This window comes from Devosia nitrariae (genome assembly GCF_030160115.1).
Lineage (GTDB): Bacteria > Pseudomonadota > Alphaproteobacteria > Rhizobiales > Devosiaceae > Devosia > Devosia nitrariae.
The window spans coordinates 162833-187863 of the sequence record NZ_BSNS01000020.1 but is presented as its reverse complement, the minus strand read 5'-3'; the positions used below and the strand labels follow the sequence as shown (position 1 = coordinate 187863).

Sequence of the window (25031 nt, the reverse complement as noted above, 5' to 3'; positions counted from 1 at the left end):
GTACGCGGCAGTGCCTCCTCAGCTTGCCGTCACGTGTCGAAATAGAGTTCGGAAAAGCTTTTCCGAAATAAGACTGGCATAGTGGGCAACGACTGGCAAGGCGTTTTCACCAGAGCGAGATACGAATTTGACCGAATAAGTTGGTTGCCATAACTCTTTGTCGTCACGGGATTTTTTCCATCCCCTCTAAGATCATGGCACTTTTTGACAGTCTCATCGCCTCAGTGACAAGCCTAGGGTGCGTCCCCAAGTTCGCGCAGACGCTGCTGCAGGAATCGCCGTTCCGGCTCCTGCAGAGCCAGGGCAAGGGCTCTCTCATAGGCCTGGCGCGCGGCATCCGTTTCACCCGCGCGGCGATAGAAGTCGGCCTGAGCGGCATAGGTCAGGTGATAGTCGGCAAGGTTCCCCTCCTCGATCAGACCATTGACGAGGGCGAGCCCGGCCCGGGGTCCGTCGCGCATGCCGACGGCGACCGCTCGGTTGAGGCGCACCACCGGCGAGGGCGCCGCCCGCATCAGCACGTCGTAGAGGCCGACGATCTCGCCCCAATCGGTGTCCTCGGCCGTCCCTGCCCTTGCGTGGACGGCCGCAATCGCGGCCTGTAGCGTATAGGGGCCGATCTGACGCGTGGCGAAAGCCCGGTCGATGAGGTCGAAACCTTCGGCCATCAGTGCCTGATCCCAAAGCGTACGGTCCTGGTTGGCCAGAAGCACCACTTCGCCGTCGGGGGTCGTGCGCGCCGGCCGGCGCGATTCGTGCAGCAGCATCAGCGCCAGCAGCCCCATCGTCTCGGCCTGCGGCAGGAGATCGAGCATGAGCCGCCCGAGCCTGATCGCCTCGCCGGAAAGGTCGGTGCGGGTCAGCGCCTCGCCCGAATGAGCCGAGTAGCCCTCGTTGAAAACCAAATAGATGACGCGCAGCACGGCATCCAACCGTTCGGGCAGCGCCGACAGCTCCGGCACCTCGTAGGGGATCCTCTCCTCGCGGATCCTGGCCTTGGCCCTCACGATACGCTGGGCGAGCGCCGGCGGCCGGGCGAGGAATGCGCGGGAGATCTCCTCGGTCGTCAACCCGCAGAGTTCGCGCAAGGTCAGCGCCACCTGCGCCGGCTGCGGCAGCACGGGATGGCAGCAGGTGAACATGAGCCGCAATTGGTCATCCTTGATGGAGGTCGCCTCCATGTCCTCCCCCTCCTCCGCGTCGGCGGTCAACTGATCAGCGATTTCGGCTTCCATGGCGTTGAAACGGGCGCGGCGGCGCAGCTTGTCGATGGCCTTAAAGCGCCCGGCCGAGACGAGCCAAGCGCTCGGATTGCCTGGCATCCCCTCTCGCGGCCAGCGATCAGCGGCTGCGACGAACGCATCATGCAGCGCCTCCTCGGCGAGATCGAAATCGCCGAGGAGACGGATGAGCGTCGCCAAGACCTTCCGCGAATGCTCACGATAGGCGCTTTCGATCAGGCCGTCGCTCGCAGTGGAGGCCGCCGCGCCCATGGTCATATCGGGCGCACCTCGACGGCCCCGATGCGCGCGAGCGGGATGCCCTTGGCGATCTCGATGGCCGCAGCCATGTCCCTGGCCTTGATGAGGATGAAGCCGGCAACATGCTCCTTGGTCTCGACATAGGGACCGTCGGTCACGCTCGCCTCTCCCTGGCGCACGCGCACCGTCACGGCGGTGCCCAGATCCTGCAGCGCTTCAGAGAGGATATAGTTTCCCTGGGCTTCCAGCTGCTTGTCATAAGCCATCGAGTCGCGGTCGATGGTCTTCCAGTCCTCCTTGCTCAAGGTGGCTTCGATCTCGGAGTCGGCGCAAACGAGACAGAGGAACTTCATTTTTCGATCCTTTCGAGATGACCGACGGGGCGGACCTCGATCGAGCCGACACGCGCGAGCGGCATGCGGGCGGCGAGCGCCACGGCTTCGTTGAGATCGCGCGCCTCGATGATGTGGAACCCCGAGAGGTGCTCTTTGGTCTCGGCGAAGGGACCGTCGGTGGTCGAGAGCGTCCCGTCCCAGGTCCTCACCGTGATAGCCTCATTCGGCATCTTCAGCGGCTCCGAGAAAAGATAATTGCCGCTGGCGCGCAACTCGTCGTCGTAGTCGAGCATGGCATTGCCGAAGCCATCGCGCTCGTCCTGCGACATTGGAGCGAATTTGGCATCGTCGAGATAGATCAGGAACATGTACTTCATCGGCGCCTCCACGGGTGAACGATATCCCTGGTCGAACGGCCTCGGCCACATTCGACATGAGCAGTTCCGATTTTTCTTTTGTTTTTTATCGGCGTCGACTGTCGAAAGCAGCATCGCTCATTCGGCCAATTGCGAAACTCATCGCAAGGAGATGACCGATGCTTGAGATCCTGCTCGCTACCCACATCAACCAGATCGACACGTTCTATCGTCCGGCCCAGCGCCAGCAGATGGAGGAGGCCTTTTACCGCGCGGGCCCGGATATGGCCGTCTTTGGACGGGTCGCCCGGTTCGTTGTGGCCTGCCTGCTGCTGACGCCGCTGGTCTCGCTACTAGCCGACAACATCAGATAGCGCGGTCGCTTTCGACGTCGAAGAGATGGATGTTCTCCGGCGCGATCGAAAGACCCATTGTGTCACCGGCCGAGAGCGGGCTGCGCCCGTGGACCACCACGGTGATCTCGGGATCGGTGTCACTCGAGATATAGGTCACCGAGCCCGTCGACTCGACGACCCCAACCGGCAGGCGCAGAGCCGCTTCCTGGGTCTGCGTCACCGTCAGGTGCTCGGGGCGCAGACCGGCCGATACATTTCGGCCGGGTTCAAGCGAACGTCCGAGGGAAAGGCGCGACGCACCCGGCAGGTCGAGCACGATCCCCTGCCCGTCCTCGCTGACTGTCGCGGGCACGAAGTTCATGGCCGGCGAGCCGATGAAGCCGGCAACGAACCGGCTTGCGGGCTTGTCGTAGAGATCGAGCGGCCGGCCCTGCTGCTCGATGACCCCATCGCGCATGACGACCACGTGGTCGGCCATGGTCATGGCCTCCACCTGGTCGTGCGTCACATAGACGGACGTCGCGCCCAGCCGGTCATGAAGCGCGCGGATCTCCTTCCTCATATGGACGCGCAGCGCAGCGTCGAGGTTGGAGAGCGGCTCATCGAACAGGAACGCCTTGGGGTGGCGGATGATCGCCCGGCCCATGGCGACGCGCTGGCGCTGCCCGCCGGAGAGCTGGCGCGGAAAGCGACCGAGAAGTTGCGACAGGCCCGTCGTCCTTGCCACATCCTCGGCCGCTTTCAGCGCCTGGTCTTTCGGTGTGCCCTTGAGGCGCAAGGAATAAGTGAGATTCTCGGCCACCCGCATATGCGGGTAGAGCGCATAGCTCTGGAACACCATGGCGACGTCGCGTTTCCTCGGCGGCACGCCATTCATCACCTCGCCGGCAATCTTCATCGTGCCGCCTGTGATGCTCTCGAGGCCCGCGAGCGAGCGCAAAAGCGTCGACTTTCCGCAGCCCGAGGGACCGACGAGCGCGACGAAAGCGCCCTTCTCGATCGTCAGGCTGATGTCCTTCAAGGCATGGAACTGCCCGTAATGCTTGTCGACCCCGACTAGTTCGATCTGCGCTTCATTGCTCATTTGAGGGCTCCCGAGGTCAGGCCGGACACGATGCGGCGCTGCAAGAGGACGAAGATGGCGAGGATCGGCGTCACATAGATCGAGGCGTAGGCCATTATGTTGTTCCACTCGGTGGTGTTGGGGCCCATGAAGGCATTAAGCCCCACACTCGCTGGCTGCAGGTCGACCGCCTGGATGATCGACTTGGAATAGACGAATTCGCCGAACGCCTGCATGAAGATCAGGATGGCCGAGACGAGGATTCCGTTGCGGGCGAGCGGCAGGGCGACGAACCAGAACGCTCCAATGCGCGAATTGCCGTCGACAAGCGCGGCTTCCTCGAGCTCGGAGGGCACGCTCATGAAGGTCGCGCGCACCAGGATCACGAAGAACGGCATGGTCTTGGCCGTCAGCGCCAGGATAACGGCGAAGCGCGGCGTGTCGAGCAGCCCGAGCTGCGAGAAGCCGACGAAGATCGGCGTGATCATCAGGGAGGCCGGCAACACCTGCAGCATCAGCACGAGGAAGAGCGCGATATCGATCCAGATATTCCGATAGCGCGCCAACACATAGGCGCACCCTGTACCGAGGATCGCCGTGAGGACCATTGTGCCGGTGGCGATGACCACAGAATTCCAGAGGAACCGCCCCATGCCGCGCAGCCCCCAGACGTACTGGAACACGCCCCATTGCGGGTCAATTGGCACAAAGGCCGGCGGGGTGGCAAAGATCTCCGAGCCGGTCTTGAGGCTCGTCACGTACATCCAATAGAGCGGAAAGAGGTAGAGCGCCGCGAGCGTTAGGGCAGCGAGCAGCAGTCCGCGCTGGGTCCAGGTCGTTGTCATCCGCGCACCTCATGCCGGGTGGAGCGCACATAGATAGTAGCCGCGATCATCACGACGAGGATCATCACGGTCGAGATGGTTGCGCCGCGCGCGAAGTCGTATTGGCGGAAGGAGAGCTCCCAGGCCCAGTACTGCGCAACGTTCGAGGAGTTGTTGGGCCCGCCTGATGTGATCGAGGCGAAGAGGTCGAACTGCTGCAGCGTGAAGATCAGACCGAGCGAGACCACAGCGCCGATGGTTGCGCGCATCATGGGCAAAGTGATTGTCCAGAACCGCTGCCAGGCATTGGCCCCATCGAGCGCGGCAGCCTCATAGAGGTCCTTGGGGATCGAGGCGAGCCCGACCGCCAGCAGGATCATGTTGAACGCGGTGCCCAGCCAGACATTGGCGATGATCACCGCCCAGAGCGAAAAGGCGATGTCCGAGCGCCAGAAGATATTCTCTGAAATCAACCCGATGCTTTTCAGGACATAATTGAGGACGCCGAAGTCGCCTGCGAGAATCCAGTTGAAGATGGCGCCGACGACGAGGCCGGGCATGACCCAGGAGACGAGGAACAGACCGCGTATATAGCCGGCTCCGGGGAAATCCATGGTGAAGAAGAGCGCCAGCGCGAAGCCGATGAGGAACTGGCCGGCGATGGAGGCGACCACGAAGACCACGGTATTCCTGAGGATCGGCCAGGTCTCTGGTTGCGAGAAGACCGCAACGTAGTTGTCGAAGCCGACCCACGGCCGCCAGAAGGTGCCGAGGCTGAACATGTCGACCTGCTGAAAGCTCATCACCACGTTGTAGACGAGCGGCAGGCCCGAAAGAGCGATCAGAAAGGCGAGCGGCACCGCCACCAGCAGGATGTCGAAGCCCCTGCCGTCGCGCATGCTGGCAAGAAACCGGGATATGGGATTGGCCTCCCGGCGCCGATCCGCGATAGCGGTCTGCGATATATCCATGACCGAGTTCCTTCGTTCGCCTTGGCTCGCCACATCGAGCCAAATTGCCGAATGCCTGCTCCCGCTGAAAATCGGCTGCCGGGTCGCCCCGGCAGCCAGTCGGGAGGAGTGGTTATCCGAGGATGCCGTCGATGGTGGCCTGCGCGTTATCGAGGGCGTCCTGGGCCGACATCTGGCCGGTCAGCGTGGCCTGGATGGCATCCTGGATGGCCTTGGAGATCTTAGGCCATTCTGGGTGCGGGCCGCGCGGCTGGGCGTATTGGAGCTGCTCGAGGAACACCTTGAGGGCGGCGTCCTTCAGCGGCTCGCCGGTCTCGGGCAGCTCGATGTCGGAGCGGGCCGGGAGCTGACCCCATTCCGGGAACAGGCGGTGATCCTGGCTCGCGAAATATTCGAGCGCCTGGAACGCTTCCTCGGGATGCTCGCTGGTCGAGAAGATCGCCCAATTGAAGTCGCCCATGGCCGAGGAGCGCGGTGCGCCCTCTTCCGGGACCGGCAGTAGCGCCACACCCCAGTCGAACTTGGCCTCCTCGAGCATGCGGTTCAGTTCCCAAGGGCCGGATATAACCATGGCCGCGTTGCCGGAGTTGAAGGTGCCAGTCGAGTCCCACTGGCCGCGCGTCAGCGTATCAGGGGAAGCCAGCTTCTCGTCGATGATGGTCTTCCAGATCTCCAGCGCCTCGACGGCGCCTTCGGTATTGATGTTGTCATAGCCGCCGCCGGCCATCTGCGCCCAGGGCAGGAACTGGAACGTTCCTTCCTCGTTCGCCTTGGCCGAGAAGGCGAGGCCATAGACATTGGCGGCGGGGTCGTTGAGGGTGCGAGCAGCATCCACCAACTCATCCCAGGTTTCGGGCGGATCGTTGGGATCGAGGCCTTTCGCCTCGAACATGTCCTTGTTGTAGTAGAGGGCGATGGTGTTGGTTGCCTTGGGCACGCCGTAGAGGCGCCCGTCCCAGGTTACCGAGTTCAGCGGACCGGGATAGTAGTTGTCCGGATCGATGACCTCGGACTGGGCGACCATGTCGGTGATGTCGAGGAAGGCGCCCCGCGAAGCAAACAGCGCGTGCTCGGGGTTGTCCACAGCGATGATGTCGGGGGCCTGACCAGTGGCGAAGGCACGCATGGATTCGCTCACCACGTCGTCGAACTGGATCTGCCGGTACTCAACAGTGATCCCGTTGTCCATCTCGCTGAACTCACGCGCGAGATTCAGCGCCGGCTGGTTCTCGTCATCGAGCGACCAGACGGTGATCGTCACGTTCTCCTGAGCAAAGGCCGGCCCGGCCAGCATGGTCGCGCCGAGCAGCAATGCTCCAAACAGTCTCTTGTCCATGGTTTCCTCCCTTTGGACGATGGACGAATTCCGGCCGTCAGGCCGAAAGCTTGAGCGAGGGATCTCCCCCGCCATAGGCCGCCTCGGCATCGACAAAGTCGCCGCCGCGACAGGTCTTGAGGTAGTTGAGGGCGCGCACCTGGCCGGTCATTTCGAGGGTGTCGCGGTAGACCGGATCGTGCCAGCCCTCGATGTCGATCGAGCCCGACCAGCTGGCAAGGCGCAGTTCGGAGATGATGTCGGTCCAGTTGCTGTCACCGAAGCCGGGCGTTCGCATGAACACGAACTTCTCCTTACCGAAGATGCCGTGCTCGCGGATCACGTCCCAGCGCACCGTCGCGTCCTTGCCGTGGACGTGGAAGAATTTCTTGGCCCACTTCCTGATCTGCGGCAGCGGGTCGATGAGGTAGACCAACTGGTGGCAGGGCTCCCATTCGAGGCCGATATTGTCATCCGGCGTCTCGTTGAAGATCAGTTCCCAGGCGTCGGGGTTGTGGGCGATGTTCCAGTCGCCGGTCTGCCAGTTGCCGTCCATGGCGCAGTTCTCGAAGGCGATCCTGACGCCCTTGTCGGCGGCGCGCTTGGCCAGTTCCGACCACACCTGCCCGTACCGCGGCAGGCTATCAGTCAGCGGTTTGTTACGGATCCGTCCGGTGAACCCAGCAACGCATGTGGCGCCGAAATGGTGGGCGTTGTCGATGCAGTCCTTCCAGCCCTGGAGCGTCTCCAGGTCCATCTCCTGCTCTTCGAGCGGATTGCCGAACATGCCGATGGTCGAGATGGTGATGTCGCGGTCCCCGATCGCCTCGCGGCAGCGCTTGCCAAGCTCGGCAAGGTCCTGGCCGTTGGTCGTCTGCCAGAAGAACGGCTCGAAGCTCTCGAAGCCGAGATTGACGATCTTCTTGATCTCCTCGGGCGCCTTACCCGCGGAGGCTGAGATCATGGTGCCGATGCGGATGGATTTTGCCGGGTCGCTCACGTTTCAAATCTCTCTCAAATCGTTTCGTTCAAATCAGACGGCTATCTCGACGCGCTGCCTCGAGCGAGCGCTCTCGATGGCGCCGAACACCATGGCCAGGCTCTTAATGTTGTCGTTGCTCGCGGTTTCCGGCAGTCGGCCGGCCTCGATGGCATCGAGGAATTCGGCGATGACGCTGGCATGGCCGTGCGTCTGCCGGGCATCCTCGGGATCGGGGACGGCGACTGGCGAGACCTCGCGGAGGAACCCGCCGTCACCGGTCACGGTCTTGGCGTCGAATGCCTCAGCGCCGTCCCAGAGCAGCGTGCCCTTGGTGCCGATGAACCGCCAGGCGCTCTCCCAGCTCGTGTTGGCCCCTTCGGCGACCCAGGAGCCGCGATAGGTAAAGACCACGTCGTCGGAAAACTCGAAAATAGCGTTGGCCGCCGCACCGTGCGCATACCAGGAGCCGCGCGGATTGGTCTCGTGGCAGTAGACGGCGAGCGGCGTCTTGCCGGCCATGAAGCGGGCGGCATCGAGCGTGTGGATGGCCATATCGAGAAGCAGAACGTTCTGCATCTCCTCGCGAAAGCCGCCAAAATGCGCGCCGATGAAGAAGTCGCAGTGCAGGCCCGTGAGCTCGCCGATGGCGCCGCCCTCGAGGAAGCGGCGAATGCGGCGGACGCCCGAAATGAAGCGGCGGTTCTGCACGACAGCATGGATGCGCCCGGCGGCCTCGGCCTTGGCGATCAACGCCTGCCCGGCCGCAAGGGTGGTCGCCATGGGCTTCTCGCTCAGCACGTGGCAGCCATGGGCGAAACCGGTTTCTGCAATCGCCTCGCGTGCCGACGGCACGACCACATCGAACAAAAGGTCCGGGATGGTCTTCGAGAGCACGTCGTCGAGATCCGCACCGATCACGGCATCGGTGAGGCTGAATTCGAGCGCGCGCGCCTCAGCAGCCTTGTGGTCGAGATCGACGAGGCCGACGACCTCTACCCTGCCCTTGAGCAGCTCGCTGCCAACAACGGCCGAAAGCCAGCCTTTGGACATGGCGCCGCAACCGACGAGTACCGCACGAAACGTCACGAAGAACCTCCCACAGGAGCCTTCCAGCGACCCGGCCTGTTGTTGGGGCTCGTTATCGCAGTTGCTCCGTAAACGTTTACGACGCTATATTCGGCAGCCTAGACGTGTCAATAGGGCTTCGTAAACGTTTTTGGCGACACTGGAACGGCCTGTGGGAGTTCGGAGAGAAGTATGAAGGGTATCAAGCGCTTGGCGCAGCATCTTGATATCTCCATCGGCACGGTGTCGCGCGCCCTGAACGGCAAGCCGGACGTCAACGAGGAGACGCGCAAACGCGTATTGGACGCCGCCGCCAAGCTTGGCTACGCGCCCAACCAGGCGGGCCGGTCCCTCCGACGTGGAACCACAAACGCCATCGGTTTCATGATTGAAACGAACGAGGAAACGGAGGCCAACAGCGACAACTTCTTTCTCGGCGTCATCGCGGGACTGACGGGCGCTCTGTTGCGGCACAACCTCGATCTCGTGGTCCTGCCCTGCTCGGTGAACGAGGACCCACACGACTATCTTCAGCGTATCGTCGCGCGGCGTCTGGTCGATGCCGTCATCATCTCGGCCACGCAACGCGAGGATCGTCGGATCGACCTGCTCAAGGCTGCCCACGTGCCCTTCATTGCCCTCGGGCGAACGGGAGGTCCGGACGAGCATGCCTGGATCGACCTCGACTTCGAAGGGGTCGCTCACGAAGCTGTCGCGCGGCTCGTTGCGCGCGGACACAAGCAGATCGCCGTGGCCATTCCGGATACTGACATCAACCTCGGCTATGTCTTCCGCGATGCGTTCATCGATGCGCTTGCGCGCCACGGACTAACGGTCGACCCTTCCTTCATCATTCGCGCCAGGTCGAGCGAGCATGGCGGCTACACCATCGGTAACGCGATCCTGGCCATGGAGGACCGCCCGACGGCCGTCGTGCTCGTCTACGAGATGATGGCGATCGGGCTTTATCGCCGCCTCAACGAGGCCGGCCTGACGCCGGGGCAGGATCTGGCCATCGTCGGCTTTCGCGAGGGGCCTCAATCTCAGTTCCTGTCACCTGCCCTCACCTGTTTCCGCATGTCACTGCGCGATCTCGGCATCGGGCTGGCGGAGGGACTTCTCGCGACAATGCCTGACTATGCAGACCTCTATCCTGCCGGTCCGATGCACAAGCTCTGGCCGATGGAACTGGTTGAAGGCGAAAGCGACGGGATGGTGATAGATAGATAGTGTGGCTGCCTACCAGACGATCGGATGCGTCTCGCCCGTTGCCACGTTGACGAACCCCTCGGGGGCCAACGGCGACGGGGCGACCAGCGCCCAGCGCCAAGGCGCGCAGGTGAGCGTCGCAAATGCCAGCCGCTCAGGAAAACCCGGCCACCAGCGCGGCGAGAAGGTCGGCTCGTACATCCAGTCGATGCCATCGGCGGCCCGATAGAGCGCCTGCATCTCAGCATCGAGCTCTTGTGCCGGCCGGCAGGTCATCAGGCCGCCGACCTCGTAGGGCACAGTCGCGGCGAGCTGTCCCTCACGCACCAGCGCCCAGCCGCCCTGGGTCTGGCGCAGCGCGTTGACCGCCTGCGCCATCGCCGCATCCGATGAACCGACGACCCAGATATTGTGCTTGTCGTGCCCCATGGAGCAGGCAAGTGCGGTCTCGGGTGTACTCGGCCCGGTGCCGAGCCAGAACATTTTGGCGACCCTGCCCTCGCCCGAGAAACGGTCGACGATGGCGAACTTAGTCACGTTTCGGCTGGCGTCGCGCTGAACCTCCCCATCCCGAGCCGGCAGCTCCATGGTGATGAACTCATCCGCCCAGTGGAACGGGCGCAATACCGCGGCCTGCATGGTCTCTCGACCCGGCGCGGCGGGAATGGCGAAGTCGGCGGCGGTTAACTCGCGGGCAATGTTGACCGTCTTCGTCGCCCAATCCGGCCAGTCGATCCTCGGGATGGGCTCAAGGTATTTGCCACCTGCCGCCACTTGCCTGCCGTCCGCCCAGACTTTGGCGATCTCAAGGGTTGGCACGTCGGCGAGCAGCACCATATCTGCAAAGCGCCCCGGCGCGATCGCGCCGACCCAGGGCGTAAGCCGCATGTGCCTTGCCGGGTTGATCGTCACCAGCTGGATGGCAGTCTCGGGCCTCAGCCCCGCTTCGATCGCCAGGCGCACATTGTGATCGGTGGCGCCAATCTTCAGCGTATCGGAAGCAGAGCGGTCGTCGGTGCAGAGCGCGAATTGCGACCAGTCCTCCTGCCCCTCGGTCAGAAGCCCAGCGACGATTTCCTTCAACGAATGCGGGCGCAGCTCCATGAAGAGGCCGCGCCGAAGTTTGTCGCGCACCTCCTCGCCCGTCCAAGCCTCGTGGTCGGAAGCCATGCCGGCCGCCGCAAAGGCATTGATGTCGTTTATGGCGCGCATGCCGGCCGCGTGCCCCTCGACCACGCCACGGGCTTCGAAGGTCGCCCGGATCATGCCCCAGAGCCGCTCGTGCGAGGGGTTCTCCGGGTTCCATACCGCCGGCCAGTCCATCACCTCGTCGAGCCCGGCGACCATCATCTGGCTTTCGAGGAACGCGCGCTGCTCGTCATAGCCGAAATGGCCCCCGCCCCATTCATAGGCAGTGGGCGGCACGGCCGAGCCCGGCAGCGGAAAGATTTTCATCGGGCTGCCGGCACGACGCGCGGTCAGCCAGAATTCCAGGTTTCTGTCGCCATTGACGTTGGAGAATTCGTGGCTTGCCTCGCATGTCCAGGTGTTGCCGTGCGGCAGCACCAGTGCCGCTTCCCATTCCGGCGTCAGGTGGCTGGATTCGATATGCTTGTGCACCTCGCCGAAACCGGGCACCGCGGCAAGATCCGGCTCCTCGACGCGTTCAATAACCTCGCCGGGATAGGCACCGGCCGGCCCGACCCAGGCGATGCGCCGGCCGGAGACGACGATCTCCTGGTCCTCATGCCAGCGGCGGCCATTGACATCGAGGAGTCGCCCGACCCGAAGGCTCCTGTCCGCCGGCCGCTTGCCGAGCGCAACGAGAGCCAGATGCTGGCGGATGGCCACCTCGTCGGTGGCGTTGATAATAAGGTCGTCGGGTAGAGGCGGGATTTGTCTCGACTGTGTCATTTGCACCAAACTTCCGGTCTTCTCGGGGTAAACCGCTTTCCCTGCGCCTGGTCAAATGGGTTCTCGGAACACCGCCATCTTTGTCGTTCCGCCGACGTCATCGCCATGGTCTTTTGGCCGCAGGCAGTTCGTGCGACACGTATGGATCGCCGGAGATCCTTCGTGCATAACCGCACCTCACCCGCGACACCAACATTTCGCTGCCGGTTTTCCTTGATCCACAGGGCATGCTGGATGCGCGTAAGGCAACAAGAAAGGCTGCATGAGTGGTGCATAACCGCCTGATCCTGGATACCGATGGGGGCGTCGATGACGCCCAGGCCCTGTTGATGCTGATCGCCAACGGGCGCGCGCCCGACGCGATCACCACAGTTTTCGGCAATGTGGGGCTCGACGCCGCCACCCGTAACATTTTGTCGACGCTTGCCGTTGCCGATATCGATATTCCCGTCCACGTCGGCGCCGAACGTCCGCTGACGCAGCCGGTCATCGACGCCAAGTATATCCACGGCGAGGACGGCCTCGGCGGTGCGCCGCGTCCGGCCCATGCGCCGCAGACAGCCGGCATAGACGCCATCGGGTTTCTCCGCCGGACCTTGCGCGAAGCGGCCGCCGGAGGCGAGAAGGTCGATATTCTGATGATCGGGCCGCTGACGAACCTGGCGCTCGCCCTGCGCCTCGAGGCGAACATCGTTTCCGGCATCGGCCAACTGACTATTATGGGCGGCTCGGTCTACGGGCGCGGCAACACGACACCAGCGGCTGAATTCAACATCTACGCCGATCCCGAGGCTGCTGCCGTCGTCTTCGGGGCCGATATCGAGACGGTCGTCGTTCCGTGGGAACCCTGCGTCACGCACTATATGGTCGGCGCCGATGTCGACGCCCTTTTCGCGCCCCTGCCCGAGTGCCCGGCCAAGGCGTTTTCGCAGGCGCTTGCCCGTCATGCGCGGCAGACGATCGCCGGCTATGGTGGGGGCGACGCCTTCCGCTTCGTCGATCCGTTCGCCGCAGCCGTAGTCATCGAACCCGAGATCATCACCAAATCGATCACCGCCTCGGTCGACGTTGCGCTCGCTCCCGGCATCACCCGCGGTATGACCGTCGTCGATCCCTCGGGCCGGCTGGGCACGCCCATGGTCACCCTTGTCGAGGAGGCCCGCATCGAGCGGCTGGTGGCGCTCTACCAGGCGTCCATCGCCTACGCTCCCACCCCACGCGCGAAAGTCGCAACCGCATAGTCGCAATGAGCGCTCCTCGGTGCCGCCTTCCAAGGCCGCACCGACGGGCTTCGTCAACCTGCAGACGGGCTGTCTGGTAACACAATGGCTACACTTGCCAGCCGCGGCATTCTCGGCACCTTCTTTCACGCTCCCGACAGGGGCGCGATCGAGGTTCTGGAAGATACTCTCATCCTCCTTGATGAGACGGGCGCGATCACGCAGGTGTTCGGACCCGAGGATCCCGGTTACCGTTTCGAGCTCGACCGGCTGGACAACGAGGTCCTCTACCTGCCCGAAGGCACCTATGGTCTGCCGGGCTTCGTCGACCTCCACGTCCACGCGCCGCAATATCCGCAGCTCGGCCTCGCGCTCGACGAGCCGCTGGAGGTGTGGCTGCACAAATATACCTTTCCGCTGGAGGCGCGGTATGCCGACCTCGATTTCGCGCGGCAGACCTACGAGACGCTGGTTGCGGACCTGCTGGCCACCGGCACGACCACCGCGCTCTACTTCGCCACCGTCCACCGGGAGGCGACGCAGGTTCTGGCCGACATCTGTATCGAAAAGGGCCAGCGCGCCCTTGTCGGCAAGGTGGTGATGGACGATCCGGCCGCCTGCCCCGACTATTATCGCGACGCGACGACGGAGGCAGCGCTGGCGGATACCCGCGCGGTCATCGAGTACATAAAGGGCCACACGCAGAACGCTCAGGGCCGCGTGCTGCCGGTCGTCACCCCGCGCTTCATCGCTTCCTGCACCGACGAAGGGCTCGCCGGACTCGGCAAGATCGCGGCGGAAACCGGCTGCCACGTGCAGACCCACTGCTCGGAGAGCGACTGGGCGCATGGGCACGTGCTCGCCCGCTACGGCCATACCGACGCCGAGGCGCTCGACCGCTTCGGCCTCGTCACTCGCAGATCTGTCTTGGCTCATTCCAATTTCCTGACCGATGCGGACATGGACCGGTTGGTGGCACGCGGCGCGGCCGTCGCCCATTGCGCGCTCTCCAATGCCTATTTCGCCAACAGCGTCTTTCCGTTGCGGCAGGCCCTGGAAAAGCAGCTGCATGTCGGCCTCGGCACCGACATCTCGGGCGGCCCCTCCGCCTCGATGTTCGAAGCCTGCCGCATGACAGTTGCTGCCTCGCGCATGCTCGAGGACGGCGTCGACGCAGCACTCCCCGCCGCGAAGCGTGGCCGCCCGGACTCGCGCATCGACCTTGTCACGGCCTTTCACCTTGCGACCGCCGGCGGCGGCATCGCCCTTGACCTGCCCATTGGCCGTTTCGCCCCCGGCTATCGGTTCGACGCCGTTGCCATCGACTCCACCGCTCCCCAGGGCGGCATCCGCCTCTTCGGCGAGACGCAGCCGCAGGCGATCTTCGAAAAGCTGCTTTATGGGGCAACGCGCGCCAATGTTGCGGCGGTGTGGGTAGACGGGGAACAGGTCGTCGGGAGCCCCTGAGAGCGGGGAATCGCACAAACTATCCCCACCCCCCGAGTCATCCCGGCGAAAGCAGGGATCTCTGTTGGCAATGCCGGCAACGGAAACAGAGGTTCCCGCTTTTCGCGGGAATGACTCCGAGTGGGTGGTGTTTTCGCGGCTAACGCCCAGTCCTCAGGCGATAGAGTGGCTCGCTTGCGTGGTCCCGGTCATCGGCTAACCGCGCATGCGGTCCCGCCATTCCCGCACGCCCACCGGCTCGATGCCGAACTCGGCCATCAGCTCACTCGCACGTCCGCTGCGGAAGAACTCGTATTCGCCGATCCGTATCGCCGCCTCTTCTGCAATGAGCTCGATGTCGCCGGGTGCATTGAAATGCAGGGCCAGCCAGCTGAGGCCTTGGGGCACGAGGGCAAAGAGATCGCGATAGGCTGCCTCGATACCCGCCGGCCACTCCCAGGGCGTTTCGAGCTGCAGGTCGACGACCGGGTTTCCGCGCTGCTGTGCCCTCGCCGATGCCGCATCGAATTCGGCGGTGGTGACGGGCCCGACATAGTCCATCACCGAAAACGTCAGGTAGTCCTTCATGATGAGGATCGGCAGACGGTAGTCGGCGCCCAGCCGCTCGTAGATGGCGACGAATTCGGGCATCATCGCCGTTCCCATGTGGCAATCGAGGTGCGTCACACCGATCCCCGCCGCCAGCGCCGCATCGATCTGGGCGCGCAACTCCCGCTCAACCGCACCCGGATCGGCGTGACGCCGCACGTCAGGCACCTCGGACCAGAAATAGCCGTCCGGATCGGTCAGCCCGTCGTTCGAGATGCCGGTCAGCGGCCGCCAGCGGTACGGTCGCATGTCGGAGTTGAGGGTCAGGTGCACGCCGAGATCGAGGTCCGGGTTATCGCGCGCCAACGCGGCGATCTCCGGGAACCACGGGCACGGCACCATCACCGATCCGGCGGTGCATACGCCTGTGCGGCTCAATTCAAGGAAGGCGGTATTGGCGCCGTGGCTGACGCCGACATCGTCTTCATGGACAACAACGAAACGCGAGGTGGATCGGGAGGACATCTTCGGCACCCTTTCTCGTGGGCCGCAGCGATATGCGCAGCCTTCATCGAGTTCGGGGGACCGGGCGCCTTGGCGCCAGATTCCAGGACGCTTTCTGCCGACGTCCCTTTTTCGCTCCAAGTACAGTTTGAATCTGCAATGGGTGGAATGCAAGGCGGTCGGGACCGGTCCTGTCAGCCTCCTGACAAGCTCTGACAGTCCGGCGTGCCATACCTCCAGCATCGACCGGAAAGGAAGGAGACCGCTATGGCGCAGACACTCGAAATCGTCACCTTTCGGTTACGCGTTGGTCATGAGGCCGGGTTCGCGGCAGCCAACACCGTGGTCAGTGATTGGCTCGCGCGCCAACCGGGTTTCGTGTGGCGGCACCTGGCCTACCGCAAAGCCGGCGACTGGTGGGTGGATACAGTCCTCTGGGAAAGCCGCGCCGCCGCATGGGCCGCGGCTGAGAAAATCATGAAGGAGCTGGGCGAGACGCTGGCCATGCGCGCCATCGACCCGGACAGCATCGATATGTCCCATGCCGACGTGGTGCTTGCCTATCCAAGCCAGACGCTTTCCATTCCGGCCAACGACGCGGCCTGATCCCATGCCGATGTGGCATCACTCTCTTCGTCGCCTGATGTTTCGGATCACTTCATTCGTGCTAAGCCAGCCTGGCTTGAAGATGGAGCGATCCTCATGTCCAAGGCCGAGCGGCTGTTCAATCTCGTCAACCTGCTCAAAGGCCGGCGCACCGCCGTCACGGCCCGGGCGCTCGCCGATATCCTCAGCGTTTCCGAGCGCACCGTCTATCGCGATATCGGCGCACTCGCCGCTCAGGGCGTACCGGTCTCAGGGGATGCTGGTGTTGGCTACCTACTGGCGCCGCACACGCATCTGCCGCCGCTGATGTTCTCGCCCGAGGAAGCCATCGCCATCTCCATCGGCCTCAAATTCGTGAGGGCCTTCACCGATCCGGACCTGGCGAGCGCGGCCACCACCGCCGAGCAGCGCGTCAAGGCCGTGCTGCCGGACGGGGTCAAGGCCGACCTCGAGCGCCTGCCCTATCGCATTCCCGTGCTCGAAAGCGGCGCGGCGGAGCGCGAGCGGCACCAGCGCGTACGACATGCCGCGGCAGAGTACTTGAAGCTGAGAATCGACTACCGCGACGAACACGGCAATCCCAGCGACCGGGTGATCTGGCCTCTGGCGCTGGTCGGCTGGGGCGATCACTGGACGATCCTTGCCTGGTGCGAGACCCGCGTCGCCTATCGCAATTTCCGCCTCGACCGCATCGTCGACCTCACGGAAACCGGCGAGACATTCCAGACGACGGAGACGATCAATGTCGCCCACTACTACCGCACCGAGTTCGGCTGGGATGATTTTTGAGGAGGAGCTCGACGCGCTCGTCGGTGGCCTGGATCCATCGATCGTCGCCCTGACGCGCGACCTCGTCGTCATGCTCCTGCGCATCCGTCCCGATTTCGTTCCCCGGGTGCGGACCGGCTGGCGCTCTGTCAACTTCCGTCATCCGCGCGCCGGGTTCGTGTGCGGGGTCTTCCCGTCTCCCGGCCGCGTCGTCCTCGTCTTCGAGCATGGCCGGCTGCTTTCCGACCCGGATGGGCTTCTCGAGGGGGACGGCAGCCGAGTGCGGTATATTCCACTAGTGCCGGGCGACGCACTTCCTGAAACGGAGATCGCGCTGCTCATCGCCGAGGCCATTGCGCTCAGGGCCTAAATCCAAGAAGAAGGGAGGCCGGAGCCTCCCTATTTGTATTCTGCCCTACTCGGCCGGCGCCGGACTGGCGTCCAGTTCCTCGATGCCTTCGGTCCGGTCGTACGCCTCCTGGTCGAGGATGCCCTGGCGCTTGGCGACAATGGTGGGCACCAGCGCCTGGCCGGCGACGTTGACCGCCGTGCGGCCCATGTCGAGGATCGGATCGACCGCCAGCAACAGACCGACGCCCTCGAGCGGCAGGCCCAGGGTCGAGAGGGTGAGCGTCAGCATCACCACAGCGCCCGTAAGGCCTGCGGTTGCGGCCGAGCCGAGGACGGAGACGAAGGCGATGAGGAGGTAATCCTGCGGTCCAAGTGGGAGCCCATAGAACTGGGCAACGAAGATCGCTGAGATCGCCGGATAGATCGAGGCGCAGCCGTCCATCTTGGTGGTCGCGCCGAGCGGTACGGCGAAGGCGGCATATTCGCGCGGCACGCCGAGGTTCTTTTCGGTCACCCGTTCGGTCACCGGCATGGTGCCGACCGAGGAGCGCGAGACGAACGCCAACTGGATCGCCGGCCAGGCGCCCTGGAAGTAGCGGATCGGATTGAGCCCGTGGAGCGAGAGGAGTGTCGGATAGACTGCGAGCAGCACGATGGCGAGACCGATATAGATCGCGGCCGAGTACCAGCCGAGCTGGGCGAGCGCGTCCCAGCCATAGACGGCGACTGCATTGCCGAGAAGTCCGATGGTGCCGATCGGCGTCAGGCGTATCACCCACCACAGCAGCTTGTGGATGACCTTGAGGAATGAGCGCGTGAAGGCGAGGAACGGCTCGGCTGCCGGTCCGACGCGCAGCGCCGCCACGCCGACGACGATCGAGACCACGAGGATCTGCAGGACGTTGAACGAGAGGCTCGTCGTCGCGCCGCCATCGGTGACACGGGTCGAGGCCTGCAGGCCGAGGACGTTCTGGGGGAAGAGGCCTTTGAGGAAATCGAGCCAGGAGCCGGTGGTCGAAGGCGCCCGTGCTGCCTCCTGGGTGACACCGGCCGTCAGGCCCGGCTGGATGATGAGACCGAGTGCGATGCCGATGACGACAGCGATCAGCGCGGTAATGGCAAACCAGAGCAGCGTCTGCCAGACGAGGCGCGCGGCGTTCTGCAGCTCGCGCAGGTTGGCGATCGAGGCAACGATGGCGGTAAAGATCAGCACCGGCACCAAGGCGCGCAGCAGCTGAACGAAGAGCGAGCCGACCGTCGAAAGCGTCTGGGTCAGCCAGTTGGGGTCACCGGCTTGTGTCGGCCCCATCTGCCTGGCGATGTAACCGAGGACAAGGCCCAGCACCATTGCGGCGAGGACCTGGAAGCCGAAGGAGGCGTAAAAGGGTTTGGGCGCTCGGGCGGCGCGGGATACGGAGGGAGTGGACATGGAAGGCACCTGTTCTTGTCGAGGCAATGCCCAGAAGGACCGCGGGCCGCCTCCAAAAATTGAGCACCAGCATATACTTCCACGGGCTCCTTCGCGCCGTCCAGATTTCCAAGCAATGGGCTACGGGTAAAATTTTCCACCGGCAGAACGGCCCGGCGACGCAACGGCTTGGCGGAATTGGCCCAGCCTATCAAAGACATGAACGACTCGTCGCGGCAAAAGAAAAGGGGCCGGTTTCCCGGCCCCCTCGCAAAACAATTTGCGTTCCAGCTTAGCGCTTGGAGAACTGGAAGGAACGGCGGGCCTTGGCGCGGCCGTACTTCTTGCGCTCGACGACGCGGCTGTCGCGGGTCAGGAAGCCGCCCTTCTTGAGGACGCCACGCAGTTCCGGCTCGTAGAAGGTCAGCGCCTGCGAGATGCCGTGACGCACGGCGCCGGCCTGGCCGGAAAGGCCGCCGCCCGAGACGGTTGCGACGACGTCGTACTGGTCGACGCGACCGGCAACGCCAATCGGCTGCTGGACGATGAGCTGGAGCACGGGACGGGCGAAGTACGCAACGAAGTCCTTGCCGTTGACGGTGATCTTGCCCGAGCCGGGCTTGACCCAGACGCGGGCGACTGCGTCCTTGCGCTTGCCGGTGGCATAGGCGCGACCATACTGGTCGAGCTTCTGGACGTGGACCGGGGCTTCGCTCGCGGCGGGCGCGACGGTCGAGGTGCCGAGGTCTTCGAGGGTATTGAGGGTCTCGGCCATATTATTTCACCTTGACGTTTTTGGCGTTCATAGCGGCCACGTCGAGCTTGACGGGCTGCTGGGCTTCATGCGGGTGCTCAGTGCCGGCATAGACGCGCAAGTTCTTGAGCTGGGCGCGGGTCAGCGGCCCACCCGGCATCATGCGGCGCACGGCGTTCTCGAGCACGCGCTGCGGGAAACGGCCTTCAAGCAGCTCGCGCGCGGTGCGGTCCTTGATGCCGCCGGGGTAGCCGGTGTGCCAGTAGAAACGGTGCTGGTCGAGCTTGCGGCCGGTCAGCTTCACCTTGTCGGCATTGATGACGACGATGTTGTCGCCCATGTCCATGTGCGGGGTGAAGGTCGGCTTGTGCTTGCCGCGCAGGCGGGAGGCGATGATCGAAGCCAGGCGGCCGACGACGAGGCCTTCGGCGTCGATCAGGACCCACTGCTTTTCGATCTCGCTCGGTTTTGCCGAGTAAGTCTTCATTGTTTTGTCCTTGGTCTAGATGCGCTGCTGCCGGCGACTGCGACAGGCGGGCGACGGCGAGTTTCGCGGCCATTTAGAGGCGCAGAGCGAGGTCGTCAAGCAAAAAGATTAAGTCTATATTTTTCAGCGTATTAGGTTGCGGTATTATAGTACCACAAATCTAAACCGTTGCAGTGCGCTGCATATCGGCGATGTAGAGCACAGTCATGCCGACCAGCATGAAGGCCATCGCCTGATGCGTCACGGCCAAATGAATCGGCACGGCAAGAACGAGCGTCGCGATGCCCAGTCCGACCTGCGTGAGGACGATGCCGGCGATCCCTATGAGCCATGCATGGGCACCGGCAAGGCCCCCTGCCCGCGCCCGCCTCCACAGTGCGAAGCCGACATAGGCGACGATCGCGTAGGCGATCAGCCGGTGGTTGAACTGCACGGTCAGCGCATTCTCGAACAAATTGCGCCAGGCCGGCTGCATTGCCCCGAGCCCCTCGGGAATGAGCGCACCGTCCATCAGCGGCCAGGTGTTGTAACCCATGCCGGCATCGAGCCCGGCGACGAACGCGCCGGCCGCGATCTGGATGAAGAGCAGCACGGCCAGGATAATGGCGAACGCATAGTCGCCGCGCCGCACGATACCGCCGACCCTGCCCGGCGTGATCCGGCGCGGCACATAGATCAGCGCCATGAAGAGGAGCGCAGCAGCGCCCAGATGCGCTGCCAGCCGGTATTGAGACACCGAAGTCAGTTCGGAAAGTCCGGACGACACCATCCACCAGCCGAGGAACCCCTGGAACCCTCCCAGCAGGAAGAGGCCGAAGAGCGGCCAGGCGAGCGTTCGAGGCAAGCGCTTCTGAATAAGGAACACGGCGAACGGCACGATGAAAAGGAAGCCGAGGAGACGCCCGAGCAGCCGATGGAGCCATTCCCAGAAGAAGATCACCTTGAAATCCGCAAGGCTCATCCAGGAGTTGAGGACGCTGTATTGGGGAATCTGCTTGTAGGCCTCGAACTCGGCCTGCCAATCGGCCTCTGAGAGCGGGGGCACAATGCCGGAAACAGGCTTCCAGCTGGTGATCGACAGGCCGGATTCGGTCAGCCGGGTGATGCCGCCGACAACAAGAATGAGGAGCACGAACGCCGCAAGCCCATAGAGCCAGATGCGTACCGGCCGCAGACTATCGTCGGCGATCCTCGTCTCGCTCATTGCGGCATTTTGCACGGCGGCCACGGCCAATTCCCGGTATCGGTCGATCCGGGTGAGTGGTATGCCCACCGCCAGACCGATGCAACAGCCGCAATTGACGCACCGTGACCCAATCGAACCGCAAACTCCTTGGTACCTTTCTCCTCGTCGGCTCGATCGTCGCCTGGGCGGTGCTGGCGACCGCCCTCTACCTCGTCGCCCTGGTCGACATGCCCTGGTGGGTCCACATCGCCTATTTCTGCATTGCGGGCTTCGGCTGGTTGTGGCCGGCCATGGTGATCATCGCCTGGATGGCGCGACCCGACAGCGCGCGCTAGCCGCAACTAGGCGCCGGCGCGGCCGAGCCAGGTAAAGAGCGCTCCGCTTGCGAAAACATCGACATAGCGGCGGGACTGGAACAATCCATTGAGCGAAACGCGCGGAAGCGCTGTAGGCGTTTCGAGATGATGCGGGTAGAGCCCGCCCGGTCGAGTGGTGACGGCGGAAGCGAGGCCAATGTCGCTTGCCAGCTGGTATTCGCGCTCGTCGGCCGAGAGTGGTCCGCCCAGTGGATAGGAGAAATGCCTGGGCTTGCGGCCGAACCTTGCGCCGAGGATGTCGACAGAATGGGCAATTTCCTCGCGCGCCGTATCGAGCGGCAACTTGGCCAGTTCGTAGTGATTGACCGTGTGAGCACCGATGGTGCAGAGCGGATCGTCGGAAAACTGGCGCAGCTCCGCCCAGTCCATTATCAATCGACGGCAGTGGGCCTGGAGGTCGAACCTGTAATATCCGGCTAACTGATGCAGCATCCCGAGCCGCTCCGGCTCGGCTTGCTTGCGCATGCGCCAGTAGAGGGTGTCAAACGCCTTCTGCTTGTCCTCGAGCGTGGCTGCGGGAAGACGCTCGGCACCCACGACCACTTCGTCGTTGGCCGAAATGATGTCTTCCAGCGCCTGCCACCAGAGCTCGCCCGTTCCATCTACGAACCCGGTCGGGACGTAAAGGGTGAACGGGCAATCCTGCCGGCGAAGGATCGGCAGCGCATATTCGAGGTTATCGCGATAGGCGTCGTCGAAAGTGAAGACAGCGAAGCGCCGGCCGGGCTTCGCCTCGGCCAGCCGCTCAATCGCCTCGTCGAGGCTGACGATGTCGACGTCCAGCGCCCGCACACGCTCGATGCAATAATCCAGGAAATCCGGCCGCACCTGCAGGATGGCATTGGGTGAGAAGGACGCGGGACGGTCCGGCAGCACGCGATGCAGAGTGAAAATCACGCCGCGGCATTTGGAGAAGCTGCGGGTAATGGCGGGCAGGCGCGAAAGCCATAGCGCCTCGAACATCGCGCGGATAACGGTATATTTGAAACCCACGCTGGCCTCACGCAGCGACGCTGTCTGGGGTGCGCACCAGATCGGCCTCGCCGTAGCCGGCAGCGGCCAGTTCCTGGCGGAGATCCTCGATGTCGCCGGCTTCAGCCTCGTCCCGCGACACCAGGACCAGGCGGTCGGCGACGTCGGCAAAGGCCGGCAGCGTCGAGGCCATGCCGAGCTTGCCGGTCATGACGATGACGACTTCGTAGATGTCGCTCAACGCCTCGACCAGCGTTGCCGGGCGGGTGGAGCGGCGGTCGAAGAACGTCCCCTGCCCCCACGGCACCTCGGCAAAGTTGCCGTCGGCGGACTTGTGGACGACATCGCCGAAGCTCGCCGCGCCGGTGCTGAGATCGGCAATGCCCATTTCGCCGGACGTACCGGCGCCGGCTGCATCGATCAGAGCGACGCTGACGCCGCGCCGCAGCGTTTCATCGGCGAGCACTTCGGCCAGCATCTCGCTTTCGGCAGCGTCACGATGGCCGGCGAGCACGACGATTCGACAGCGCCCGAGCGCAAGGTCCGAGGAGAGCCGCGCATGGTCCTCGAGAAAGGCTCCGCCGGTCGTCGCGCCGACAGTCTCGGAAGCCAAGGACGGCGCAACCGCCGGCTCGTCGGCGAACTCGGCCGACGGTTCCTCTTCATCGCCAAGACTATCGGGTTCATCGGCAAGGGCATCGATATCGGGCGCAAGATCGTCCTCAGGCGCGCCGAATTGTGCGCTGTCCGGGCGGGACTCGTCGCCTTCGTTACCGACCTCCTCCACATCGACCTCGTCGGCCTCGACTTCCTCGACCATCGCCGGCACATAAGGTTCGGCGGGGTAGACGTCGTCTTCAACCGGCTCGCCCACCTCCGGCTCCTCGCGCGATCCGGCATAGAGATCCTGGGAGGGGTGATCGGCCAGGTCGTCAGCATAGACCGGCAGTTCGATCGGGGCTTCCTCTGGAGTGGCATCCTCCACCGCTTGGTCTTCATCGACCGGCCGACCGGTCTCCCGGATGGCGCGGCCGGAGATCAACTCGGAGAAGATGACAATGCCCACCTGGCTGACCAGTGCGACCACGCCGACCGCAGCCAGGATCAGTGTCGTTTGCGGAGCGGCCGGGCTGGCCGATGGCGCCGCCTCGCTGACGACACGCACGTCCGGGAGCGCCGAATTGGTATCGGTGCGCGAGGCAGCTTCACTGTAGCGGCGAAGATAGCTCTCGAGCAGGCTGCGCTCGGCTTCGGCCTCGCGGATCAAGCCCTGGAGAGTGACGGTTTCGCGCGTGGCGGTCGAGGCCGAGCCCTTGAGCGTCTCCAGTTCGGCGCGCAGCGACTGTTCCGTGCTCGCTTCGATCTCAGCTTCCGCCTCTAGGGCAGCAGCGATGCGGCGAGCCTCCTCGCGCAGCTGCGCGTCGAGCTCGCCGATCTGGGCAGCGACTGCCTGAACGCTGGGATGGTTGGGCAGGAGCGTTGCCGAAAGCTGCGCACGTTCACCCTGCAGCCGCGCCCGCTCTTGGGTCAGTTGCTGGATGACTGCCGAATCCTGCACGGCGGGCACGGTCTCGATCGATTGCCCCCGCTCTATCAGCCCACGGATCATCGCGGCTCGCGAAAGCGCCTGGTTCTTGCGTTCCTGGGCTGTGGAGATCTGGGTGGATATCGTCGACAGCTGCTGATCGAGCAGACTGGTGTTGTTGGTGCCACTGAACAGGTCGTTCGCGACCCGGAACTCGGCGACTGCCTTTTCAGCCTCGGCGACGCTAACGCGAAGCCTGTCGATTTCCTCCCGCAGCCAGTCGGACGCCTCAGCGGTGTCGGAAAGGGAAAGCTGCGCGCGCCGCCTGACATGCGCGCTGGCAATGGCGTTGGCGAGCCGTGCGGCAAGATCGGGATCGCGCGAACGCACAGAGATGTTGATGACCCGCGAGTCGCGCTGCTGCACGACGCTCATCCGCCCGAGAAGGGTCGTCAGCACCGCCTCGTCGCTTGCCTGTGTGGTGGCTGGGCTGCGGCCCAGAAGCCGAGTAACAAGGGCGCCGACGGAAAAGCCGCCATCGCCACCATTGAATTCCGGCACCGAGTGCAGGTCGGTCTCCTCGATCACCCCAAGAAGCGTGTCGCGGGATTTCACCAGCTCGATCTGGCTGGAAACCACGCCGGCCTCGCCACCGCTGAGGGTCGGGGCCGGTTCGTCGGTAGCGCGCACATAGATGTTGGCGCGCGGCTCGACGAGGATTGAAGCGGTCGATTCGTAGAGGCGCGGGGTGAACAGCAGCACGACATAGGTCACCGCCAAGGCCAGCAGGGTCAGGACAATGATGCGCGGAGCCCTCGCCAATACGGCCGCGACAATCGCGGCCATATCTATCCTGGCGTCGCGCGCCGCCTGCCAATCGTTGCTCATCGCGGTCCTCTGGTGCGGTTGCAGCACTATCGCGAACCCATAGTAAGCAATCAGTTAAGATCGATGCATTCGGCAACTCCCGGCCGGCGCTGTAAGCAAAGTATTAACCACGAATTGCC

At 63.9% G+C, this 25031-nt stretch carries 25 protein-coding genes; 8 read left to right on the top strand and 17 right to left on the bottom strand.

The window, feature by feature from the left end; all coding sequences use genetic code 11:
- Positions 1-233: 233 nt before the first annotated feature.
- The 3 genes from QQK18_RS18125 to QQK18_RS18115 are packed head-to-tail and all read right to left on the bottom strand — an operon-like array spanning position 234 to position 2193.
- Entirely contained in the window at positions 234-1499 is a 1266-nt protein-coding gene (locus tag QQK18_RS18125; protein ID WP_284341772.1) for an RNA polymerase sigma factor, read from the bottom strand.
- Complete coding sequence (locus tag QQK18_RS18120) at positions 1496-1834, bottom strand: YciI family protein (RefSeq protein WP_284341771.1); 339 nt, start codon at positions 1832-1834, stop codon at positions 1496-1498. Before QQK18_RS18120 ends, QQK18_RS18125 begins: the two co-directional genes overlap by 4 nt.
- Positions 1831-2193 carry a YciI family protein gene (locus QQK18_RS18115; RefSeq protein ID WP_284341770.1) on the bottom strand — a complete coding sequence of 121 codons (363 nt, stop codon included), beginning with the start codon at positions 2191-2193 and terminating at the stop codon, positions 1831-1833. The genes QQK18_RS18120 and QQK18_RS18115 overlap by 4 nt, the downstream gene beginning before the upstream one ends.
- Before the next feature lie 158 nt (positions 2194-2351).
- Between QQK18_RS18115 and QQK18_RS18110 the strand changes: the two genes are divergently transcribed.
- Positions 2352-2546: a hypothetical protein gene (locus tag QQK18_RS18110; RefSeq protein ID WP_284341769.1), complete on the top strand. Its 195-nt coding sequence runs from the start codon at positions 2352-2354 to the stop codon at positions 2544-2546.
- Here QQK18_RS18110 and QQK18_RS18105 read toward each other — a convergent pair.
- The 6 genes from QQK18_RS18105 to QQK18_RS18080 form a co-directional block, all read right to left on the bottom strand.
- Positions 2539-3612, bottom strand: a complete 1074-nt coding sequence (locus QQK18_RS18105; protein ID WP_284341768.1) for an ABC transporter ATP-binding protein — start codon at positions 3610-3612, stop codon at positions 2539-2541. The two genes, QQK18_RS18110 and QQK18_RS18105, sit on opposite strands and share 8 nt — an antisense overlap.
- Positions 3609-4436 carry a carbohydrate ABC transporter permease gene (locus QQK18_RS18100; RefSeq protein ID WP_284341767.1) on the bottom strand — a complete coding sequence of 276 codons (828 nt, stop codon included), beginning with the start codon at positions 4434-4436 and terminating at the stop codon, positions 3609-3611. The genes QQK18_RS18105 and QQK18_RS18100 overlap by 4 nt, the downstream gene beginning before the upstream one ends.
- Positions 4433-5335, bottom strand: a complete 903-nt coding sequence (locus tag QQK18_RS18095) for a carbohydrate ABC transporter permease (protein WP_284342057.1) — start codon at positions 5333-5335, stop codon at positions 4433-4435. Before QQK18_RS18095 ends, QQK18_RS18100 begins: the two co-directional genes overlap by 4 nt.
- A gap of 163 nt (positions 5336-5498) precedes the next feature.
- On the bottom strand, positions 5499-6680 hold the full coding sequence (locus QQK18_RS18090) for an ABC transporter substrate-binding protein (protein ID WP_284342056.1): 1182 nt from the start codon (positions 6678-6680) through the stop codon (positions 5499-5501).
- A gap of 79 nt (positions 6681-6759) precedes the next feature.
- Positions 6760-7701, bottom strand: coding sequence for a sugar phosphate isomerase/epimerase family protein (locus QQK18_RS18085; RefSeq protein ID WP_284341766.1), 942 nt, complete (start codon positions 7699-7701; stop codon positions 6760-6762).
- Positions 7702-7734: 33 nt separating this feature from the next.
- Positions 7735-8769 (bottom strand): Gfo/Idh/MocA family protein, encoded by a 1035-nt coding sequence (locus tag QQK18_RS18080; protein WP_284341765.1) that lies wholly within the window; start codon positions 8767-8769, stop codon positions 7735-7737.
- A gap of 171 nt (positions 8770-8940) precedes the next feature.
- Here QQK18_RS18080 and QQK18_RS18075 point away from each other — a divergent pair, with 171 nt between their 5' ends.
- The gene (locus QQK18_RS18075) at positions 8941-9978 is read left to right on the top strand and encodes a LacI family DNA-binding transcriptional regulator (protein ID WP_284341764.1); all 1038 of its coding nucleotides are present in this window, start codon (positions 8941-8943) and stop codon (positions 9976-9978) included.
- A gap of 9 nt (positions 9979-9987) precedes the next feature.
- Here the strand turns inward: QQK18_RS18075 and QQK18_RS18070 are convergent, their stop codons facing one another.
- Positions 9988-11871 (bottom strand): adenine deaminase, encoded by a 1884-nt coding sequence (locus QQK18_RS18070; RefSeq protein WP_284341763.1) that lies wholly within the window; start codon positions 11869-11871, stop codon positions 9988-9990.
- A 266-nt stretch (positions 11872-12137) separates the two neighbouring features.
- Here QQK18_RS18070 and QQK18_RS18065 point away from each other — a divergent pair, with 266 nt between their 5' ends.
- Together QQK18_RS18065 and guaD are read left to right on the top strand one after the other, a co-directional pair.
- Entirely contained in the window at positions 12138-13112 is a 975-nt protein-coding gene (locus QQK18_RS18065; RefSeq protein WP_284341762.1) for a nucleoside hydrolase, read from the top strand.
- Between the two features lie 84 nt (positions 13113-13196).
- Complete coding sequence (guaD, locus tag QQK18_RS18060) at positions 13197-14558, top strand: guanine deaminase (RefSeq protein WP_284341761.1); 1362 nt, start codon at positions 13197-13199, stop codon at positions 14556-14558.
- 195 nt (positions 14559-14753) lie between these two features.
- Here guaD and QQK18_RS18055 read toward each other — a convergent pair whose 3' ends face one another.
- Positions 14754-15611: a polysaccharide deacetylase family protein gene (locus QQK18_RS18055; protein WP_284341760.1), complete on the bottom strand. Its 858-nt coding sequence runs from the start codon at positions 15609-15611 to the stop codon at positions 14754-14756.
- Between the two features lie 246 nt (positions 15612-15857).
- Between QQK18_RS18055 and QQK18_RS18050 the strand changes: the two genes are divergently transcribed.
- The 3 genes from QQK18_RS18050 to QQK18_RS18040 all read left to right on the top strand — a co-directional run bounded on the left by QQK18_RS18050 (position 15858) and on the right by QQK18_RS18040 (position 17334).
- A complete protein-coding gene (locus QQK18_RS18050) occupies positions 15858-16196 on the top strand; it encodes a hypothetical protein (protein ID WP_284341759.1) in 339 nt (112 codons plus the stop codon).
- Positions 16197-16292: 96 nt separating this feature from the next.
- The gene (locus tag QQK18_RS18045) at positions 16293-16985 is read left to right on the top strand and encodes a helix-turn-helix transcriptional regulator (protein WP_284341758.1); all 693 of its coding nucleotides are present in this window, start codon (positions 16293-16295) and stop codon (positions 16983-16985) included.
- Complete coding sequence (locus tag QQK18_RS18040; protein WP_284341757.1) at positions 16975-17334, top strand: DUF1801 domain-containing protein; 360 nt, start codon at positions 16975-16977, stop codon at positions 17332-17334. The genes QQK18_RS18045 and QQK18_RS18040 overlap by 11 nt, the downstream gene beginning before the upstream one ends.
- 45 nt (positions 17335-17379) lie before the next feature.
- Here the strand turns inward: QQK18_RS18040 and QQK18_RS18035 are convergent, their stop codons facing one another.
- The 4 genes from QQK18_RS18035 to QQK18_RS18020 all read right to left on the bottom strand — a co-directional run bounded on the left by QQK18_RS18035 (position 17380) and on the right by QQK18_RS18020 (position 21192).
- Positions 17380-18744, bottom strand: coding sequence for a dicarboxylate/amino acid:cation symporter (locus tag QQK18_RS18035; protein WP_284341756.1), 1365 nt, complete (start codon positions 18742-18744; stop codon positions 17380-17382).
- 271 nt (positions 18745-19015) lie between these two features.
- The gene (gene rpsI / locus QQK18_RS18030) at positions 19016-19498 is read right to left on the bottom strand and encodes a 30S ribosomal protein S9 (protein ID WP_284341755.1); all 483 of its coding nucleotides are present in this window, start codon (positions 19496-19498) and stop codon (positions 19016-19018) included.
- Between the two features lies 1 nt (position 19499).
- Positions 19500-19964 (bottom strand): 50S ribosomal protein L13, encoded by a 465-nt coding sequence (gene rplM, locus QQK18_RS18025; protein ID WP_284341754.1) that lies wholly within the window; start codon positions 19962-19964, stop codon positions 19500-19502.
- 160 nt (positions 19965-20124) lie between these two features.
- Positions 20125-21192, bottom strand: coding sequence for a COX15/CtaA family protein (locus QQK18_RS18020; RefSeq protein WP_284341753.1), 1068 nt, complete (start codon positions 21190-21192; stop codon positions 20125-20127).
- Between the two features lie 80 nt (positions 21193-21272).
- Here QQK18_RS18020 and QQK18_RS18015 point away from each other — a divergent pair, with 80 nt between their 5' ends.
- On the top strand, positions 21273-21485 hold the full coding sequence (locus QQK18_RS18015) for a DUF2842 domain-containing protein (RefSeq protein WP_284341752.1): 213 nt from the start codon (positions 21273-21275) through the stop codon (positions 21483-21485).
- Positions 21486-21491: 6 nt separating this feature from the next.
- On the opposite strand, the gene QQK18_RS18010 is transcribed toward QQK18_RS18015, so the two are convergent.
- Positions 21492-22520 (bottom strand): polysaccharide deacetylase family protein, encoded by a 1029-nt coding sequence (locus tag QQK18_RS18010; protein WP_284341751.1) that lies wholly within the window; start codon positions 22518-22520, stop codon positions 21492-21494.
- Positions 22521-22527: 7 nt separating this feature from the next.
- Complete coding sequence (locus tag QQK18_RS18005; protein ID WP_284341750.1) at positions 22528-24912, bottom strand: GumC family protein; 2385 nt, start codon at positions 24910-24912, stop codon at positions 22528-22530.
- Positions 24913-25031 lie beyond the last annotated feature (119 nt).

Excerpts from the sequence above, each read along its gene's own strand:
- QQK18_RS18125 (WP_284341772.1), bottom strand. The coding sequence starts at position 1,499 with ATGACCATGGGCGCGGCGGCCTCCACTGCGAGCGACGGCCTGATCGAA.
- QQK18_RS18120 (WP_284341771.1), bottom strand. The coding sequence starts at position 1,834 with ATGAAGTTCCTCTGTCTCGTTTGCGCCGACTCCGAGATCGAAGCCACC.
- QQK18_RS18115 (WP_284341770.1), bottom strand. The coding sequence starts at position 2,193 with ATGAAGTACATGTTCCTGATCTATCTCGACGATGCCAAATTCGCTCCA.
- QQK18_RS18110 (WP_284341769.1), top strand. The coding sequence starts at position 2,352 with ATGCTTGAGATCCTGCTCGCTACCCACATCAACCAGATCGACACGTTC.
- QQK18_RS18105 (WP_284341768.1), bottom strand. The coding sequence starts at position 3,612 with ATGAGCAATGAAGCGCAGATCGAACTAGTCGGGGTCGACAAGCATTAC.
- QQK18_RS18100 (WP_284341767.1), bottom strand. The coding sequence starts at position 4,436 with ATGACAACGACCTGGACCCAGCGCGGACTGCTGCTCGCTGCCCTAACG.
- QQK18_RS18090 (WP_284342056.1), bottom strand. The coding sequence starts at position 6,680 with ATGCTGGCCGGGCCGGCCTTTGCTCAGGAGAACGTGACGATCACCGTC.
- QQK18_RS18075 (WP_284341764.1), top strand. The coding sequence starts at position 8,941 with ATGAAGGGTATCAAGCGCTTGGCGCAGCATCTTGATATCTCCATCGGC.
- QQK18_RS18070 (WP_284341763.1), bottom strand. The coding sequence starts at position 11,871 with ATGACACAGTCGAGACAAATCCCGCCTCTACCCGACGACCTTATTATC.
- guaD (WP_284341761.1), top strand. The coding sequence starts at position 13,197 with ATGGCTACACTTGCCAGCCGCGGCATTCTCGGCACCTTCTTTCACGCT.
- QQK18_RS18055 (WP_284341760.1), bottom strand. The coding sequence starts at position 15,611 with ATGTCCTCCCGATCCACCTCGCGTTTCGTTGTTGTCCATGAAGACGAT.
- QQK18_RS18050 (WP_284341759.1), top strand. The coding sequence starts at position 15,858 with ATGGCGCAGACACTCGAAATCGTCACCTTTCGGTTACGCGTTGGTCAT.
- QQK18_RS18045 (WP_284341758.1), top strand. The coding sequence starts at position 16,293 with ATGTCCAAGGCCGAGCGGCTGTTCAATCTCGTCAACCTGCTCAAAGGC.
- QQK18_RS18040 (WP_284341757.1), top strand. The coding sequence starts at position 16,975 with ATGATTTTTGAGGAGGAGCTCGACGCGCTCGTCGGTGGCCTGGATCCA.
- QQK18_RS18035 (WP_284341756.1), bottom strand. The coding sequence starts at position 18,744 with ATGTCCACTCCCTCCGTATCCCGCGCCGCCCGAGCGCCCAAACCCTTT.
- rpsI (WP_284341755.1), bottom strand. The coding sequence starts at position 19,498 with ATGGCCGAGACCCTCAATACCCTCGAAGACCTCGGCACCTCGACCGTC.
- rplM (WP_284341754.1), bottom strand. The coding sequence starts at position 19,964 with ATGAAGACTTACTCGGCAAAACCGAGCGAGATCGAAAAGCAGTGGGTC.
- QQK18_RS18005 (WP_284341750.1), bottom strand. The coding sequence starts at position 24,912 with ATGAGCAACGATTGGCAGGCGGCGCGCGACGCCAGGATAGATATGGCC.